15 protein-coding genes and 1 riboswitch are annotated in these 17,042 nt (G+C 40.2%); of the genes, 1 reads left to right on the top strand and 14 read right to left on the bottom strand.

Going from position 1 to position 17,042, the window contains the following annotated elements:
* Window positions 1-46: 46 nt before the first annotated feature.
* Entirely contained in the window at window positions 47-1,390 is a 1,344-nt protein-coding gene (locus BET01_RS17630) for an Nramp family divalent metal transporter (protein WP_243117266.1), read from the bottom strand.
* A 347-nt stretch (window positions 1,391-1,737) separates the two neighbouring features.
* Window positions 1,738-2,712, bottom strand: coding sequence for a dihydrodipicolinate synthase family protein (locus tag BET01_RS17625; protein ID WP_120198189.1), 975 nt, complete (start codon window positions 2,710-2,712; stop codon window positions 1,738-1,740).
* 547 nt (window positions 2,713-3,259) lie between these two features.
* Between BET01_RS17625 and BET01_RS17620 the strand changes: the two genes are divergently transcribed.
* Window positions 3,260-4,258 carry a LacI family DNA-binding transcriptional regulator gene (locus BET01_RS17620; protein WP_120198188.1) on the top strand — a complete coding sequence of 333 codons (999 nt, stop codon included), beginning with the start codon at window positions 3,260-3,262 and terminating at the stop codon, window positions 4,256-4,258.
* Between the two features lie 79 nt (window positions 4,259-4,337).
* Here BET01_RS17620 and BET01_RS17615 read toward each other — a convergent pair whose 3' ends face one another.
* The 12 genes from BET01_RS17615 to typA form a co-directional block, all read right to left on the bottom strand.
* Complete coding sequence (locus tag BET01_RS17615; protein WP_120198187.1) at window positions 4,338-5,615, bottom strand: adenylosuccinate synthase; 1,278 nt, start codon at window positions 5,613-5,615, stop codon at window positions 4,338-4,340.
* A 100-nt stretch (window positions 5,616-5,715) separates the two neighbouring features.
* Complete coding sequence (locus BET01_RS17610; protein ID WP_120198186.1) at window positions 5,716-6,609, bottom strand: LysR family transcriptional regulator; 894 nt, start codon at window positions 6,607-6,609, stop codon at window positions 5,716-5,718.
* Window positions 6,610-6,674: 65 nt separating this feature from the next.
* A complete protein-coding gene (purB, locus tag BET01_RS17605; RefSeq protein ID WP_120198185.1) occupies window positions 6,675-8,105 on the bottom strand; it encodes an adenylosuccinate lyase in 1,431 nt (476 codons plus the stop codon).
* Between the two features lie 134 nt (window positions 8,106-8,239).
* The gene (purF, locus tag BET01_RS17600; protein ID WP_120198184.1) at window positions 8,240-9,682 is read right to left on the bottom strand and encodes an amidophosphoribosyltransferase; all 1,443 of its coding nucleotides are present in this window, start codon (window positions 9,680-9,682) and stop codon (window positions 8,240-8,242) included.
* A 24-nt stretch (window positions 9,683-9,706) separates the two neighbouring features.
* Complete coding sequence (gene purC, locus BET01_RS17595; protein ID WP_120198183.1) at window positions 9,707-10,414, bottom strand: phosphoribosylaminoimidazolesuccinocarboxamide synthase; 708 nt, start codon at window positions 10,412-10,414, stop codon at window positions 9,707-9,709.
* A gap of 146 nt (window positions 10,415-10,560) precedes the next feature.
* The gene (locus BET01_RS17590) at window positions 10,561-10,923 is read right to left on the bottom strand and encodes a hypothetical protein (protein WP_120198182.1); all 363 of its coding nucleotides are present in this window, start codon (window positions 10,921-10,923) and stop codon (window positions 10,561-10,563) included.
* Window positions 10,924-11,100: 177 nt separating this feature from the next.
* Window positions 11,101-11,406 carry a hypothetical protein gene (locus tag BET01_RS17585; RefSeq protein ID WP_120198181.1) on the bottom strand — a complete coding sequence of 102 codons (306 nt, stop codon included), beginning with the start codon at window positions 11,404-11,406 and terminating at the stop codon, window positions 11,101-11,103.
* A 76-nt stretch (window positions 11,407-11,482) separates the two neighbouring features.
* On the bottom strand, window positions 11,483-12,241 hold the full coding sequence (gene dapB, locus BET01_RS17580) for a 4-hydroxy-tetrahydrodipicolinate reductase (protein ID WP_120198180.1): 759 nt from the start codon (window positions 12,239-12,241) through the stop codon (window positions 11,483-11,485).
* A gap of 29 nt (window positions 12,242-12,270) precedes the next feature.
* Window positions 12,271-13,155, bottom strand: a complete 885-nt coding sequence (gene dapA, locus BET01_RS17575; protein ID WP_120198298.1) for a 4-hydroxy-tetrahydrodipicolinate synthase — start codon at window positions 13,153-13,155, stop codon at window positions 12,271-12,273.
* A 196-nt stretch (window positions 13,156-13,351) separates the two neighbouring features.
* A riboswitch (Lysine riboswitch) is annotated at window positions 13,352-13,526 on the bottom strand.
* A gap of 20 nt (window positions 13,527-13,546) precedes the next feature.
* Window positions 13,547-14,053 (bottom strand): cob(I)yrinic acid a,c-diamide adenosyltransferase, encoded by a 507-nt coding sequence (locus BET01_RS17570; RefSeq protein ID WP_120198179.1) that lies wholly within the window; start codon window positions 14,051-14,053, stop codon window positions 13,547-13,549.
* 127 nt (window positions 14,054-14,180) lie between these two features.
* Entirely contained in the window at window positions 14,181-14,807 is a 627-nt protein-coding gene (locus BET01_RS17565) for a single-stranded DNA-binding protein (protein WP_120198178.1), read from the bottom strand.
* Between the two features lie 202 nt (window positions 14,808-15,009).
* Window positions 15,010-16,851, bottom strand: coding sequence for a translational GTPase TypA (gene typA, locus BET01_RS17555; protein WP_120198176.1), 1,842 nt, complete (start codon window positions 16,849-16,851; stop codon window positions 15,010-15,012).
* Between the last annotated feature and the right edge of the window lie 191 nt (window positions 16,852-17,042).

The following is a 17,042-nucleotide window of genomic DNA, read 5'->3' as shown; positions in this document are numbered from 1 at the left end:
TTATATCAGCTAGCTAGGGGCTTTTTAGAAAAATATAAAAAGCTAATTAAAACAATCCTACAATCGAATTTATGAATTTCGGAACCACGCCAACTAATGCATAAATGGTTACAAATAAGTAGAATATGTAACTAATCGTCATACAAATCTGAAGTGCTCTTGGTTCCTTAATTCCACGGTTAATATCTTTTCTCCAGATCATCCGAGTGATAAACAATCCAGCAACTGGTGTTGCTATACCTGTTGCAACATTAGATAAATAGATTAATTGTACCGGAGATTTCCCATAACTAAAGCAAATGGCGGTACCGATTGCAAGAACAATCATAGAACCAATTTTAATATTTTTTCCATCTAATGCCGTTGGCTGATTAACACCTGCATTTAACAATACAACTCCTCTTGCAGTATTTCCTAATATAGCGGAGAAAGCTGCGGAAAGTAAAGCGATTCCCATAACCAGCGGAGCAGCATCACCCAGTACAGGAATCAGCATAGCTGCCAGATCTGCAGGAGCGTTTATCGTAGCCCCCGTCGGATTCATTACAATCGCGCCAACCAGAATAATTGCAATACTGATAACTATAACACCAAAAATATGTGCGGCTGCATCGGTCATCATTACACCGTTGAATAAATCCTGTTTCTTCCACTTCTTTTCATTGCCAAGATAAGTTCCATAAATACCTGTAGTTAAAGAAGCACTGGAACCAATGAATCCTATAATCATCGGAAGACTTCCTGCTGGAAACTTCCATTGAACCAGTCCCCTGGCAGATTCCCTGGCATCAGGTCCACCAGACATGATTAAAACGAACAGAAATGCAATTGTCATTGCACATAATGCAACCATAATTCCTTTTTCTATTTTGTTATAAACATTTTTAGAAAAATAACAAAATATTACCGCAGCCATGATAATAACCGCCCCAAGCTTCCAGTTTATCCCAAAAACCAGATTCATTCCCGCTCCAATACCAGAGATGTTACCGATTGTGAAAAACATACAGGCTAAAAATGTAGCAATGCCAACAAAACCAGCAGCCGTCTTACCATAATAATGACGGATTGCGTGAATGGATGGCATTCCGGTCAGCATGGACAGTCTATAAGTTGTTAACATGAATGTAGTTCCCATAAACAAAACAGGAATCATGATCCACAGCAAACGGTATCCGTATTGAGCACCCATCATGGCTGATGTCGTTAGAGAACCAGGTCCAAGTACAATGCCTGCTAAAATAAACCCTGGTCCCACCTTTTTTAATAGTTCCCCTGTGGGAAGACGTTTAACAGTCTTTGGATCAAACCCCAATACATTATCAGCAGCCTCGATCATATTATTGGACTCCTGAGTCATTACTAAATCCCCCGCATAATTACTTTCCATAAATACCTCCTTAACATTCAAGTAAAATCAATAAGTATAAATTGTGTAAATCAACCAACAAACCTGCATGCAATCGTTTGTTTTTGTTGGTTCATTTTATAACAAACTTCATACATTCGTCAATGTTTACAACTAATCCTGCAATATGTTGCACTTATTGATAATTGTGCACAATTTTTATAACTACAAGCAAGCCCTTACCCAATGTAAGACGAATTCAGTATTGGACATCATATGCTCATAACAGGTCAGTTACGAAAGAAGGCCGATCTCGGATGATCATATCCTCAATCGGCTTTCTTTCATATATTTGATAAATAAAAACGTTTATGTTTCAACTATCTGGATTAATCCAGAAACTGATTCATATCGATTTTTTCAAGTTCACTGCGCTCAAGACCCTGCGCAATCCAATCTTTTTCTTCCTTATTCAATGGCAATACAGGTTTACGCATGAGTCCGGAAGTAAATACTCCTCGCTGTACCAATGCTTCTTTCAAACGCGCATGAGCTTCGCCAGACGGCTGCCCTCCACCATAGATTGCCTGTGAAATATGGTAAATACGATCGGACCAGTTCTGTGCTTCTTTCAAAGTATGTTTATCAGGATTCTTAAATACATCCCATGCCGGACAGATTATTTCAGGAACGCAGCCAGCAAATCCGATTAAAGCTCCATCCATTCCAGGGAACCAGCTCACGCACAGTGTTTCATCGTGACAAGTGATAAGAGAAATATCTGGGCACTCCTGGCGAAGCAAACGTACATCATGCTCATAGATGGAAGTAACACGGGTTCCCATCTTGATACATTTAACATGATCAATTTCTTTGCACATTTTAATTAAAGTTTGTACTGGATAAAATGCCTTACTAATTGCTGGATATAAGTGAATGATGATGTCAATATCAGCACCTTCCGCTACATCTTTTACGTACTCAAATGGTGCATCCTCACTCATTCCAAAACGAAGCCACATATGAGGAGGCATTAACAAAATTCCATCTGCACCAGCTTCCTTTGCTTCTCTTGCCATTTCAATAGACTCTACGGTATTTTCGCAGTTAATACCGGAAACAATTGTCATTACATCACCGCATTCTTCGCTGCAGATTTCAACAACACGTTTCCGTTCTGTACGTGTCAGACCTGTTACTTCTCCAGTATGTCCATTACATACTAACCCCTCAATCCCCTTACCATAAAACGTTTTAATCCAACGAAGATATGCACGAAATTCTTTTTCATCAATAGAATAATCATCTTTTAACGGAACAGATACAGCTGGGAATATTGTTTTAAAGTTTTTAGTTTTTGCCATAATTTTTTTCTCCTTTAATTCGACCATTTGTTTGATATGTAAGCACTGCGCATATGCTCCAAGTTTTAATACAAACGTTTGCATTTCTTGTGTAACTCATTTATATCATGCCGGATGTATGGAGTCAAGACGACGGAGGTTTCCTGCAATTTTTTGCATGTATCAAGAAAACTTTTGAACTATTAGCAAAAACGAAAGGTGGAATAAGTACCATGATTGAGAAAGTATAATATCGCACAAAAGCCAGTAAACAAAGGGGGTTAAGCGTTTTTTATGCTAATGTGACTACATGTGAATACCTAGATAATAAAGATTATTATAGTGTAAATAAGTATAAAAACCCAAAAGCAAGCCGTTGGTGGTACATGTACAGGCATTGACACAAAAGGACTGAAATACTATAATGATTGCATGAATAACAAACGTTTGCAGAGGCTTATATTAACGATTACAAACAGGCTTTATCAACCTATACATAGAACGTACTCCCGGAATAAAAAACGATTAATACTTTAATCTAATAAAATCAGAAAGGAGGTGCCTCTATATGGCCACTCTAAAAGATGTCGCTAAACTGGCCTGTGTTGATGTCAGTACTGCCTCCAGGGCATTAAATAATACTTCTTATGTACATCCGGAAACAAAGGCAAGAATTTATGCTGCGGTCAAACAACTGAGTTACCATCCTAATTTATTGGCCAAAGGACTTCGACAGGGTAAGCGCCATACCATAGGCGTGGTGGTCCCCAGTATCAGCATGTCAGTTTTTTCGGAGATTACCCAGGGAATAGAACTGGAAGCCCGCAAGTTCGGTTATGAAACATTAATCTGCTGTACCAAAGATGATCCGAATGTGGAAAAAGAGTGTTTGAATCGATTGAGAAATGGGTTTGGAGACGGTATTATCATTGCTTCAACGGGAGAGAATGCCCGTCTGATTCGGGATATCAGAGACAGTGGAATATCTGTTGTCCAAGTGGTACGTCGACAGGATAAAACCATGAGCAGTGTAGTAACTGATTATCACGAAATTGCTTATAACGGAGTGAAATATCTGGTTTCAAAGGGCTGTCGCCACATTGGCTTAATTAATGGTTTTTCAAAACTTATTCCATACCGAGATCGCTATCGCGGCTATTATGATGCAATTAGCGAAAGTGGTTTTACAGAAAATGTGGTTGGTCTTTCTGGCCCCTCCCGTAATTATTTTAACGAAGGCTACGAAGGGGTATATCAGCTGCTTAAACAGGATCCTAAGCTAGATGGCATTATGGCTGCGGTAGATATGCATGGGATCGGTGCCCTCAGAGCATTGAAAAAAGAGGGACTGAATTTTCCAGAACAAATCAAGGTCATGAGTCTAACCGGACATTGTATTGGTGATATGCTTGAAACTTCCATGACATCTATGGAGATGCCAGCGTTTGAAATGGGGAGCAAAGCGGTTCAGCTTTTAATAGGAGAAATGGAAACAGAGCAGGAAATAGTACCGGCATATCAACATATTATGTTTCACGCTTCTTTAGCAGAAAGAGAAACTACATAATCGACAATGAGCAATTTAAAAAACAGAGAACAGGACCGGGCACATCCCCTTATCCTTGTTCTCCGTTTTTAATTATTTCTTACTTGCGGTAAATAATCTCATCTCTGCCAGGACCGTTAGATACCATAGTAATTGGTGTCTCTAGTTCCTTCTCAATGAATTCAATATATTTTCTGCAGTTTTCTGGAAGATCTTCGTATTTTGTAATACCACGTGTCTCACATTTCCAGCCTGGAAGGGTGGTGTACACAGGTTTTGCTATATTAAGCTTAGAAGTTGTTGGGAAATCCTTTGTCACTTCTCCGTCAATCTCATATCCGATACAGATAGGAAGCTCATCAAGATATCCCAATACGTCAAGAACGGTCAGTGCAACTTCTGTAGCGCCCTGAATACGGCAACCATATCTGGAAGCAACCGCATCAAACCAACCCATACGTCTTGGTCTTCCTGTGGTAGCTCCGAATTCGCCGCCATCGCCGCCTCTACGTCTTAATTCATCTGCCTCATCACCAAATATCTCACTTACAAATGCACCAGCGCCTACTGCACTAGAATAAGCCTTCACGACTGTTGTAATATTCTTGATTTCATATGGAGGGATTCCTGCTCCAATGGCACCGTAAGCTGCAAGTGTAGAGGATGAGGTTACCATAGGATAAATTCCATGATCCGTATCCTTTAAGGATCCAAGCTGACCTTCTAAAAGAATGGTCTTCCCTTCTTTAATTGCATCATGAAGGTATTTGGAAACATCGCATACGAATGGTTCAACCATCTCACGGTATTCCAAAAGTGTCTGGAATAATTCATCTGAATTAATCGCTGGCTTATGATATAAGTGCTCTAAAAGTATATTCTTTGTCTCGCAAACACGAGCTATCTTTTCCTTTAAAGCTTCTTCATCAAAAAGCTCACTAACCTGAAAACCAATTTTAGCATATTTATCTGAATAAAATGGAGCAATCCCTGATTTTGTAGAACCAAAAGACTGTTTGCCTAGACGTTCTTCTTCATACTGATCGAAAAGAATGTGGTACGGCATAAGAATCTGTGCACGGTCAGATACAAGAATCTGTGGCTTTGGCACACCTTTGCTTACCAAATCATTAACTTCCTTTACAAGAAATGGAATGTTTAATGCCACACCATTGCCTATGATACTTGTCGTATGATCATAAAATACGCCAGAAGGCAGAAGATGAAGCGCAAACTTGCCATAATTGTTGATGATAGTATGTCCAGCGTTGCTACCCCCCTGATAACGTACGATAATATCAGATTCCTTCGCCAGCATGTCTGTAATCTTGCCTTTTCCTTCGTCGCCCCAATTGGCGCCTACGATTGCTCTTACCATTTGATTGTTCCTCCTTCGAGTGAATAATACCTTTTACTTCTATATGATACCGCAAAGAGTTGCATAAGTAAAATCAATATTATTTATATTTGACATAAGCTCAGCTTATGTCGTTCTTCATAAGCTGTAAAAGTCCTTTACCGGCTGGTGAAACAGGCGTTTTCTTATCCGTGATAATGGAGAAATGACGTTTGGGCATTTCTTCTTGGAATTTTAATTCCATAAGATTTCCTCTTTCCAGCTCCACCTTTGCAAATCCCGACATCACACAACCAATGCCCAGATTACGCATGGCAAACTGAACGATCATATCACTGGTTGACAGTTCAAATTCCGGTTCCACTTCCACACCTCTTTCCGCTAGAAACCGATCCATAAAGGCTCTGGTACTGGTATTCTTTTCAAGAAATATGCAGGGTAGCTCTTTTAGAATTTCATAACCAAGCTTTTTTCCTTGCAGGTAGCGGAACTTATCTCCGGCCACAAAAACATTCTCTACTTCCTTTACCGGCATGATGGTCACTTCTGGTCTTGCATCAAAAGGTGTACTGACAACTCCAAAGTCGATTTTCCCTTCATACAAAAAACGCAGGGTTTCCGAGGTCGGTCCATTGGAAACAGTCACCTTAATCCCAGGATGAAGCTCATGGAACCGTTCCAGATAAGGAAGAAGATAAAATTGCAGAGTCATATCGCTGGCTCCGATCCGAACTTCTCCCGTATCCAGATCCTTCATACGTCTAAGCATATTTTCTCCATGCCATATGCTGTCCAAACCGGTTTTGATATAATCATAGAAAAATTCTCCCTCTCTAGTTAGGCGAACTCCTTTTGAAGTTCGTAAAAACAACTGGCTGTCCAAGGACTGTTCCAGCTGCCTTACTGCCTGGCTCACCGCCGGTTGAGAGATACATAATTTTTCCGCTGCTAATGTTATACTTCCCATCTGAGCCACATAATAAAACACTTTATAGTATTCCAAATTAATGCTCATGAATTCCTCCTGACAAAGACAAAAAACAGGCAGACCTTAACAAATTCAGTCTGCCTGCACCATGACTATACGTTAATTTCCGCTGTCATACCAAGAATCTCTTTATTTCTCTCAAGCAAAGGATTGATTCGTTCGCTTAAATAATTTGTTACTTGATAAGGAGCACATCCAACGTATTTTTTCATCTCCATGCTCTGATTCAAATCTTCAAGAGTCAGATTAAAGGTTGGATCCGCTGCAATCAACTCCAAAAGATTATTCTCAAGTCCGCGTTCTTTTACATTACGTCCCGCTTCCATGGATAATTCACGAATTTTTTCGTGAAGTTCCTGGCGATCTCCACCGGCTTTAACAGCATCCATCATAATGTTTTCTGTTGCCATAAAAGGAAGCTCTGCCATCATGTGTTTTTCAATCACCTTTGGATAAACCACAAGTCCATCTACAACATTTAAATAAAGATCCAAAATTCCATCAATGGCTAAAAAGCCTTCCGGAACGCTAAGTCGTTTGTTAGCCGAATCATCCAGAGTACGTTCAAACCACTGAGTAGAGGAAACCAGCATGGGGTTCATCACATCTGCCATAACATAATTGGACAAAGATGCAATTCTCTCGCTTCTCATTGGGTTTCTCTTATATGCCATGGCCGAAGAACCGATCTGGCTCTTTTCAAAGGGCTCTTCAATTTCCTTTAAGTGCTGTAACAGACGGATGTCATTGGAGAACTTATGAGCACTCTGTGCAATTCCTGCCAAGACATTCACCACACGGCTGTCCACTTTTCTGGAATAGGTCTGTCCAGAAACTGGATAACAACCAGCATAACCCATCTTATCTGCAATGAGGGTATCCACCTGTTTCACTTTTTCCATATCTCCGTCAAACAGCTCTAAAAAGCTTGCCTGAGTTCCTGTGGTGCCCTTGGATCCAAGAAGGCGGATAGAGTCTAAAAGATAATCCAGATCTTCTAAATCCATTACCAGATCATGAATCCAGAGTGTTGCACGCTTTCCTACTGTCGTAGGCTGTGCCGGCTGGAAATGAGTGAATGCAAGAGTAGGAAGATCTTTATATGAATCTGCAAATGAAGCTAATTCTCCAATTACATTGATCAGCTTCTTTCTTACTAGCTTAAGAGCCTCTGTCATTACAATAATATCCGTATTATCTCCAACGTAGCAGGAGGTTGCTCCTAAATGAATGATACCCTTTGCTTTTGGACACTGGACGCCGTATGCGTATACGTGGGACATAACATCATGACGGACCTCTTTTTCCCTCTGTATGGCCACATCGTAATTAATCTCATCCTGGTGCGCCTTTAATTCTTCTATCTGCTCTTGTGTAACAGGAAGACCCAGCTCCTTTTCCGCTTCCGCAAGTGCAATCCAGAGCTTTCTCCATGTCCTGAATTTCTTATCCGGTGAAAAAATGTACTGCATCTCTTTGCTGGCATATCGCTCAGATAGCGGGCTTTGGTAACGATCTGTCATGTCTCTTATATTCCTCCTTGGTTCGTATTGGTTTAATGGTATCATATATTTGAACGTTTGGGAAGAGGTAGAAAAACCGTCTGAGGGCCCTTCTTTGCAGGCAGACAAACGGTCCTTCCAATCACTTCAAAATATTACCTGTTATATTCTCCCCTAATATCCTCTTTTGGAGGCTCAATGGGATAATTTCCACTAAAGCATGCCGTGCAGATAGGCAAACCCTCTGCCATATCAGCTAACCGCTCAATCTTTAAATAGGATAAGGAGTCCGCTCCCAATAATTCTCTTACTTCATCCGTGGTACGATTATGTGCGATCAACTGATCCTGATCTGGTATGTCCGTTCCAAAGTAACATGGATGGAGAAATGGAGGCGCACTGATACGGACATGAACCTCTTTTGCTCCCGATTCCCGCAGCATATTAACGATAAGTGCACTAGTTGTTCCTCTGACAATAGAATCATCTATCATAATGACACGTTTTCCTACGACCGCTTCTTTTAAAACATTCAGTTTAATCCGTACAGAGGATTCCCGGTTGCTTTGCTTTGGCTTAATAAAGGTTCTGCCTACATAGGAGTTCTTTATAAACGCAGTCCCATAAGGGATACCCGACTGAAGGGAATAGCCAAGAGCTGCTGCATTGCCTGATTCAGGAACCCCAACCACAAGATCTGCTTCTACAGGTGAATCTATTGCCAGGGCACGGCCAGCACTAATCCTTGCATGATAAACGCTGACACCATCAAATACACTGTCTGGTCTTGCAAAGTAAATATATTCAAAGACACATCTAGCTTCCTTAGATTTATCTTTGGGACAAAGACTGGTATCGGATTTTATTCCTTCCTTTGTTATGGTTACAATCTCTCCCGGCTGAACATCCCGGACAAACTCAGCTCCAATGGTATCAAGAGCGCAGCTTTCTGAAACTATGATATAAGCATTGTCCCTTTTCCCGATGCATAAAGGCTTAAATCCATAAGGATCTCTTGCTCCAATTAGCTTACGTGGACTCATTACCACAAGAGAATATGCTCCCACGATCTTTTTCATGGCATTTGCCACAGCCGCCTCTACCGATGGGGCTTTTACTCGTTCTCTTGCGATATGATAGGCAATTACTTCAGAATCTATGGTGGTCTGGAAAATAGCTCCGTTATACTCAAGCTCCTTACGTAGCTCCAATGCATTCACCAAATTGCCATTGTGAGCCATCGCAAGAGTTCCTTTTAAGTAATTAAGGACAAGAGGCTGTGCATTCTCTCTTGTACTGCTTCCTGCAGTGGAATAACGAACATGACCTACTCCGATATTGCCATGAAGACCTTCTAAAATCTCTGGAGTAAATACCTCATTACATAATCCCATCCCTTTATAAGCATTTACTTTTCCCTTAGGACCTTCTGTATCGCTGACGGCAATTCCGCAGCTTTCCTGGCCTCTATGCTGTAAAGCAAATAATCCGTAATAAATGGTAGATGCAACGTCAGCGCCGTCAAAATCATACATACCGAGGACGCCACATTCTTCGTGCAACTCTTCCTCAATGTTGAAGTTTAATTCGTTACTCATCTAGTGTTTTCCCTCTCTGTGCGTTTACTGAATCCCAAGACGGCGGAAGACTTCTTCATATGCATCTTCCACATTTCCCATATCCCTGCGGAAACGATCCTTGTCCAGTTTTTCATGGGTATCTTTATCCCACAGTCTGCAGGTATCCGGTGAAATCTCGTCAGCCAGTATAATAGTTCCGTGATAGCGGCCAAATTCAATCTTAAAATCGATGAGATCTATATTTAAAGCTTCAAAATATTCAATCAATGCTTCATTCACCATAAATGCATACTTTGTTATGGCCTCAATCTCTTCTTTGGTGGCAAGATTTAAGGCAAGTGCATAGTAATCATTGATGAAGGGGTCTCCCAGTTCATCATCTTTATAGCTGAATTCAAGAGTTGGACAAGAAAACTTTACGCCTTCTTCCATTCCCATCTTTTTGGCGAAGCTGCCGGCGGAGAAATTTCTAACGATTACTTCTAGAGGTACGATCTCCACTTTCTTTACCGCTGTCTCACGGTCATTTAATTCTTCTACCAGATGAGTGGGAACACCTTTGGCTTCTAATTTCTTGAAGATAAAATTGGTCATCCGATTGTTAATTGCACCTTTTCCAACAATCGTACCCTTTTTAAGACCATTCAACGCTGTAGCATCATCTTTATATGAGACAATTAATACGTCAGAATCTTCCGTCGTATAAACTTTCTTTGCTTTTCCTTCATACAGCATTTCTTTTTTCTCCATGGTAGCCACCTGTCCTTTTCTGAATTAATTTATAAGTCTTTCAAATAAAACTCTGGTGTTTCAGTAGAAATTATAATACACCGAAAATAGGATTGCAACTGATTTTCTTATTATAAATACTAATGACCAAACCATGGTTCTGTTTCTCAATCAGGTTTTTGATACACCACTCGCTCTACTTTCTTCCAGATTTTGACCTTTCCTTCTTTCAAATCAAGGAAAAATCCATTCTCCTTCGTTTCCCCTTCATTCCCCCTGTTAGTATCATTACTTTTGGTCTGGAGTTCCAGCTCCTGATTGATAGAAAACAGATATTTCGTATAAAAAAGTAAGTCTTCTTTACACCGAGGGATCAGAACAGAGGCTTCTAAAAAGACAAGCAAAAGCAGGCACAACCTGACAAAATACAAAAAGCATTTCTTTTTGTAAGCAATCAATTGCACCTTTCTCCAAGGTTTTCTTGTATTATTGTACCGGTATACCCTATATGTTTTGTAACTATTTGTCATAAAAAATCGCCTCCTAAAGTAAGGCTTTCGTTATTAGGGAATCAAAGGAATAAAGCAGTGACTAGAAAAGAGCAGCCATAAACTATGGCAAGATATGTTGCACCTTATTATAACCTATAACAAAAAAAGCTTCAAGCATAAAATCTCTGCCTGAAGCTTTTTTTGTAAGAATCTAGATTATTTTGCTGTTGTACTTTCAGTTGTTGGCTGGCCATTGCTTTCGCCTGTAATCTTGTCAACACCTTTTTCTACATCATTTACTACACCGTTGACAACTCCAGTGCTTTCAGTTCCTGCTCCAGCACCTCCTGCAGCGGTTGTTGTAGCAGCATCCTTTTTTGTAGCTGCTGCTGTCGTCTGTGTTGTTGCTCCAGTCGTAGCTGCAGAAGTACCTCCATTCTTATTCGGTGTTCCGCAAGCAGAAAGAGACATAACGGTAATGATTACCAGAAGGGCAATTACATATGGTTTTATTCTTTTCATAATACATTCTCCTTTCATTTTCTACAATTAGTATGTGTAAAGGTTAAATGAATTATGGTGGGAAATTTTGGAATAATTATGATTCAATCACATCTTTCATTGTATATAAACCAGGGCCTTTTCCAGCCAAATATTTTGCTGCTGATACTGCACCTTGGGCAAAAATCGTTTTGGAATAAGCTGTATGATTAAAAGTAACTACTTCGTCTTTTCCTGCAAAAATCACATCATGCTCTCCAACAATGGTTCCTCCACGAACAGCCTGAATTCCGATTTCTTTTTTATCTCTAGCCTTTCTTAACTGGCTTCTGTCATAAACATAATGATATTCCTGATCCATGGCTTCGTTAATTGAATCTGCCAGTGCCAGCGCCGTTCCACTTGGGGCATCTACTTTTTTATTATGATGCTTTTCTAAAATCTCAATATCAAATCCAGCAATTGCAAGAACCTCTGCAGCTTCCTTCACCAGCTTCATAAGAAGATTTACGCCCAAAGACATGTTGGCTGACCTTAGTACGGCAACATGATTAGAAACTTCTTCTATCTTTTTGATTTGCTCTTCTGACAGACCGGTAGTGCATACTACCACAGGTATTTTCTTTTCCCTACTGTAGTCAAGAAGTCCATCCACTGCCTTGACAGAAGCGAAATCAACAATCACATCGGCCAGAATATCACACTCTTCAAGGGAAGGAAACACTGGAAAAGAATCATTCTTCCTTTCACTGGGATCAATTCCTGCTACGATCGTAATGTTCTTTTCTTCTGCCACAAGTCCGGTGATCACTTGTCCCATTGCTCCGTTGCAGCCGTGCATTATAATCTTAATCATGTTATCCTCCTAAGTATATCTTTTACCTTTTATAAAATTCCATACTCCATCATTGCCTTTTTCAGACACACCTGATTGTTCTCTTCCATCTCAGTAAGTGGCAAACGTAATGGTCCTGCGTTCTTACCCATGAGATTTAGAGCTGCCTTTACTGGAATTGGATTTACTTCACAAAAGAGAGCATTAATAAGAGGGATTGCATCAATCTGTAATTTAGCACTGAGTTTTACATCTCCGTCAAAATAAGCCTGGCAGATCTGGTGTGTTTGGGAAGGTGCCACATTGGACAGAACGGAAATTACACCTTTTCCACCCAGGGATAAAATAGGTACAATTTGATTGTCATTGCCAGAATACACATCTACATTCCCATCGGTAAGGTACATTAAGTCTGCTATTGCACAGAAATTGCCACTTGCTTCCTTTACTCCCAGAATATTTGATACGTTCTTACATAGATCGGCTATGGTTTCCGCCTTAATATCCACTCCAGTTCTAGAAGGCACGTTATATAAAAGAATTGGGATTTTCACATTATCTGCAACTGCTTTAAAATGTATCTTTAAGCCTTTTTGAGTCGCTTTGTTGTAGTAAGGAGACACCAAAAGAAGTCCGTCTGCTCCACATTTTTCTGCCTCCCGGGACAAATAAATGGCAGTATCCGTACAATTAGAACCAGTTCCTGCAATCACAGGGATTCTCTTGTCAGTGACTTCGCATACGTATTTAATAACGGACACATGCTCTTCATGTGTCATCGTGGAAGCTTCCCCAGTTGTACCGCAGGCTATGATGGAATCCGTTCCTCCCGCAATTTGTTCCTCAACCAGTTCTTCCAGCTTCTCGTAGTTTACTTCTCCGTTTTCCTTAAATGGTGTTACCAGCGCAACACCGGCACCCTCAAAAATTGCCATGATCTCATCCTCCTGATCCATTTTCATCATACATAGTAAACCTTCATCCGGCAGAAGCCTTCTTTTTGTTTTCCTGTAGGCAGCCTAGGAAAATCGTCAGATTTGGATTCCTTGACGCATTTGCTAGCTGTGAACGAAAAAACAGAGCTGACAGCAGGGTCAGCTCTTAAAGTGCAGAATTTGGTAATATCATCTCTCTTTAAGTAGCTCCCCATCCAACTTGGATGACAGTCATATGGCTCTTAACCATATGCCCAGATGGATACGCTCAGAACGTACCTATCTTCGGCGTCTCTTCCTTCCCTCTGCCCTCATCTGTACCTGATACATCGGACAGAGTACTAATAAGCGACGCAACCTCTACTCTATTATGTATGTTACCATACTATCATTATTGTTTTGTGTTGTCAACTTTAACGTGATTGATTTCTAAAATGCTGTCAACATAAGGTTCTATTTCTTTAGAGAATACCTTGCCTGTCAAAACAACTTCCATATCGTCAACCTTTGACTGCAAAAGCCGGATCAGCTCCTGCGCCTCTATTATGTTTTGATCTAGTATTCCTAGAATCTCATCAAGAATAAGCAAATCGCATTCCCCTGTGGAAACGACTTTCCTAGCAAAATTCAGACCATTGCGGATATTCATCTGCTCCTCTTCTTGCTCTTCTTTTGACAGATTTTCAAAAAGACCGTCACATTTTTCAAATCGGAATATCTTCAACTCCGGTTCCAGGCGCTTGATAATATCAAGTGAACCTCGACCGGTACAGCCTTTTAAAAACTGTATGATGATAACATTCCTGTTCTTCATCAGAGCTTCGATTCCCATACCAAATGCAGCAGTGGTCTTTCCTTTCCCTTCGCCGCATATTACTTGTATCGTACCTCTATTCATCCTTTCGCACCTCATAACAGCTAAAATGCAATAACATACATATTACGTTAGAACCTGCTTATAGTATCATAAATTTAAAACTTTTGCAAGTTTTCTTACCATTTTCTTAATATATGAATTACAGTTTTTACTCTGTACATTCCAGCTTGCTGACGGAGACTTCATATGCAATGCGCTTTTCACATTCTGTCTCTGTTAATTTTTTAGTGTACTCCCTGCTTTGGACTCTTCCCCATACTCGAACTCTGGTGCCCACATTAAAACTGGAAGCAAATCTTGCATTTCTTCCCCAAGCGATACAGGGTATGTAATCGGATTTTCCATAAGGCCGGTTTACTGCCAGGAGCAAATCAGCGATCTCCCTTCCAAGAGGAGTCTTTCTGTAGATTGGAGCTTTACATATGTATCCATCTAGTATAATCTGATTGGTCTTCGTATAATCGGTAAATTCTTCCATAAAGTGAATTTCTCTTACAAAAACAGAAAGCACCAGGCGGTTTTTCGTTCCTTCATGACGATTGTAAGAACGGAATTGACCAACGGACTCGATGGTACAGCCAGAATAATCTCCATTGACGTCAATCAAACGTTCTGAAATCATGAGAGGAATGACATCAGCTTGGTCACTTAAACGGTTTACTGCTAGATCCACCATATAGAATCCTTCTCCAAATACCTCGTGGCTGAAGGTGAAGCCGGAGACAATCTCCCCGATAACGCTTACTTTGTTGTTCTCAATCATTTTTTCTGACATTGTATTTCTCCTCTTCTTTCACTTAATTTACTTATACGCTTTGCAGCTAATATTAAATTTATGTGATAGATTACACAAAAATGATAAAAAACAATCCAAAAATATCGACAGGACCAGGCATAATGCACAAAAAAAAAGGAGAATGCTGGTCCATTGCCAATTTCTTGGCGATGAATGGCAGCATTCTCCATTATATTACAGATTAACCTAAAGCTTTTTTATTTGAAGTATTTCTTTTTCTAACAGTTGGATCAAGAACCTTCTTTCGAATTCGAAGACTTAAAGGAGTGATTTCTAAAAGTTCATCTGTATCGATGAAATCAAGACTCTGCTCCAGACTCATTTCTTTTGGAGTTGTCAGCTTAAGAGCATCATCTGCACCAGAAGAACGAGTATTCGTAAGTTTCTTTGATTTGCAGACATTGATTTCCATGTCTTCTGCCTTTGGATTTTGTCCGATGACCATACCAGAGTAAACCTTTACTCCTGCTCCAATGAAAAGAGTACCTCTTTCCTGAGCGTTATAAAGACCGTAGGTAATGGATTCTCCTGACTCATAAGCGATTAAGGAACCAGTCTTTCTATAAGAGATCTCTCCCTTAAATGGTGCATAACCGTCAAAAGCAGTATTCATAATACCATTTCCCTTAGTATCTGTCATGAATTCACCACGGTAACCGATAAGACCTCTGGAAGGAATAGAAATCTCCAGTCTTGTGTAACCACCATTTGAAGGACTCATGCCCTGAAGTTCACCTTTACGGCTAGTAAGCTTTTGAATAACAGCTCCCGTAAATTCTTCTGGTACATCGATATAAGCAATTTCCATTGGCTCAAGCTTCTGGTTTCTTTCATCAAAATGATAGAGAACCTCTGCCTTACTAACTGCAAATTCAAAACCTTCTCTTCTCATGTTTTCAATTAAAACGGATAAATGAAGCTCTCCTCTTCCAGATACTTTAAAGCAGTCTGGGGAATCGGTTTCTTCTACACGAAGGCTGACGTCTGTATTTAATTCTCTAAATAAACGCTCTCTGATATGACGGGAAGTAACAAACTTTCCTTCCTGGCCAGCTAGAGGGCTGTCATTGATAATAAAGTTCATGGCAATCGTCGGCTCGGAGATCTTCTGGAAAGGAATGGCCTCAGGATTCTCTGTAGAGCAAAGGGTGTCACCGATATGGATATCAGCAATACCAGATATAGCTATAATCGCACCGATTGATGCCTCCTGAACCTCTACCTTATTAAGACCTTCATACTCATAAAGCTTTCCAACTTTTACCTTGCGGAATTTGTCGGGTTCGTGGTGGTTTACGATGACGCATTCCTGATTTACACGAATTTTACCGTTATCCACTTTACCTACACCAATACGTCCTACATACTCATTGAAGTCAATGGTGCTTATTAAAAGCTGAGTAGAAGCTTCTGGATCACCTTCAGGAGCTGGAATGTGATTAATTACAGTCTGGAATAAAGGAGACATATCCTCAGATGGGTCATCTAGGGACATCTTAGCAAATCCTGTCTTTGCAGAAGCATAAACAAAAGGACAGTCAAGCTGCTCTTCGCTAGCATCAAGATCCATAAGAAGCTCTAATACTTCTTCCTCTACTTCCTCAGGTCTTGCTTCAGGACGGTCTATCTTATTAATACAGGTAACTACGGAAAGGCCTAGTTCCAGTGCTTTTCTAAGAACAAATTTAGTCTGAGGCATTACACCTTCATAAGCATCTACTACGAGAACAACGCCGTTAACCAATTTTAATACACGCTCTACTTCACCACCAAAATCGGCATGTCCAGGTGTATCAATGATATTAATTTTAGTGCCTTTGTAATGAACTGCTGTATTTTTGGACAGGATCGTGATACCACGCTCTCGTTCAATATCATTGGAGTCCATAACGCGCTCCATAACTTCCTGATTTTCACGGAAAACACCGCTTTGCTTTAACAGGGAATCCACCAGTGTAGTTTTACCGTGGTCGACGTGGGCAATAATTGCCACATTTCTTACGTCTTCTCTTTTCATCATCATAAAATGTACTCTTCTTTCTCTTCGTTCAACAAAGATTGCCCCCAGCTGCCAAAAAACACAAAGCCAGAGAACCTTTTATAATACAGGATCAGCCATCCTATATCATAAAAAACTAAGGACATTTTTGCCCTTAGTTCTATTAACATTATCACAATTAGCAAGTATAGCATCATGTTTTTCATATTGCAAGA

This window comes from Lacrimispora algidixylanolytica, assembly GCF_003609635.1.
In the GTDB taxonomy this organism is placed as follows: domain Bacteria; phylum Bacillota; class Clostridia; order Lachnospirales; family Lachnospiraceae; genus Lacrimispora; species Lacrimispora algidixylanolytica.
This window is presented reverse-complemented; position numbering and strand designations above follow the sequence as displayed.

What these genes read in the sequence shown, in the direction of transcription:
- BET01_RS17590 (WP_120198182.1), bottom strand. Translation starts at nt 10,923, where the DNA reads ATGACAAATAGTTACAAAACATATAGGGTATACCGGTACAATAATACA.
- dapA (WP_120198298.1), bottom strand. Translation starts at nt 13,155, where the DNA reads ATGGCAATTTTTGAGGGTGCCGGTGTTGCGCTGGTAACACCATTTAAG.
- BET01_RS17620 (WP_120198188.1), top strand. Translation starts at nt 3,260, where the DNA reads ATGGCCACTCTAAAAGATGTCGCTAAACTGGCCTGTGTTGATGTCAGT.
- purC (WP_120198183.1), bottom strand. Translation starts at nt 10,414, where the DNA reads ATGGAGAAAAAAGAAATGCTGTATGAAGGAAAAGCAAAGAAAGTTTAT.
- BET01_RS17565 (WP_120198178.1), bottom strand. Translation starts at nt 14,807, where the DNA reads ATGTCAGAAAAAATGATTGAGAACAACAAAGTAAGCGTTATCGGGGAG.
- purF (WP_120198184.1), bottom strand. Translation starts at nt 9,682, where the DNA reads ATGAGTAACGAATTAAACTTCAACATTGAGGAAGAGTTGCACGAAGAA.
- typA (WP_120198176.1), bottom strand. Translation starts at nt 16,851, where the DNA reads ATGATGATGAAAAGAGAAGACGTAAGAAATGTGGCAATTATTGCCCAC.
- purB (WP_120198185.1), bottom strand. Translation starts at nt 8,105, where the DNA reads ATGACAGATCGTTACCAAAGCCCGCTATCTGAGCGATATGCCAGCAAA.
- BET01_RS17625 (WP_120198189.1), bottom strand. Translation starts at nt 2,712, where the DNA reads ATGGCAAAAACTAAAAACTTTAAAACAATATTCCCAGCTGTATCTGTT.
- BET01_RS17585 (WP_120198181.1), bottom strand. Translation starts at nt 11,406, where the DNA reads ATGAAAAGAATAAAACCATATGTAATTGCCCTTCTGGTAATCATTACC.
- BET01_RS17615 (WP_120198187.1), bottom strand. Translation starts at nt 5,615, where the DNA reads ATGGTAAGAGCAATCGTAGGCGCCAATTGGGGCGACGAAGGAAAAGGC.
- dapB (WP_120198180.1), bottom strand. Translation starts at nt 12,241, where the DNA reads ATGATTAAGATTATAATGCACGGCTGCAACGGAGCAATGGGACAAGTG.
- BET01_RS17630 (WP_243117266.1), bottom strand. Translation starts at nt 1,390, where the DNA reads ATGGAAAGTAATTATGCGGGGGATTTAGTAATGACTCAGGAGTCCAAT.
- BET01_RS17570 (WP_120198179.1), bottom strand. Translation starts at nt 14,053, where the DNA reads ATGAATAGAGGTACGATACAAGTAATATGCGGCGAAGGGAAAGGAAAG.
- BET01_RS17610 (WP_120198186.1), bottom strand. Translation starts at nt 6,609, where the DNA reads ATGAGCATTAATTTGGAATACTATAAAGTGTTTTATTATGTGGCTCAG.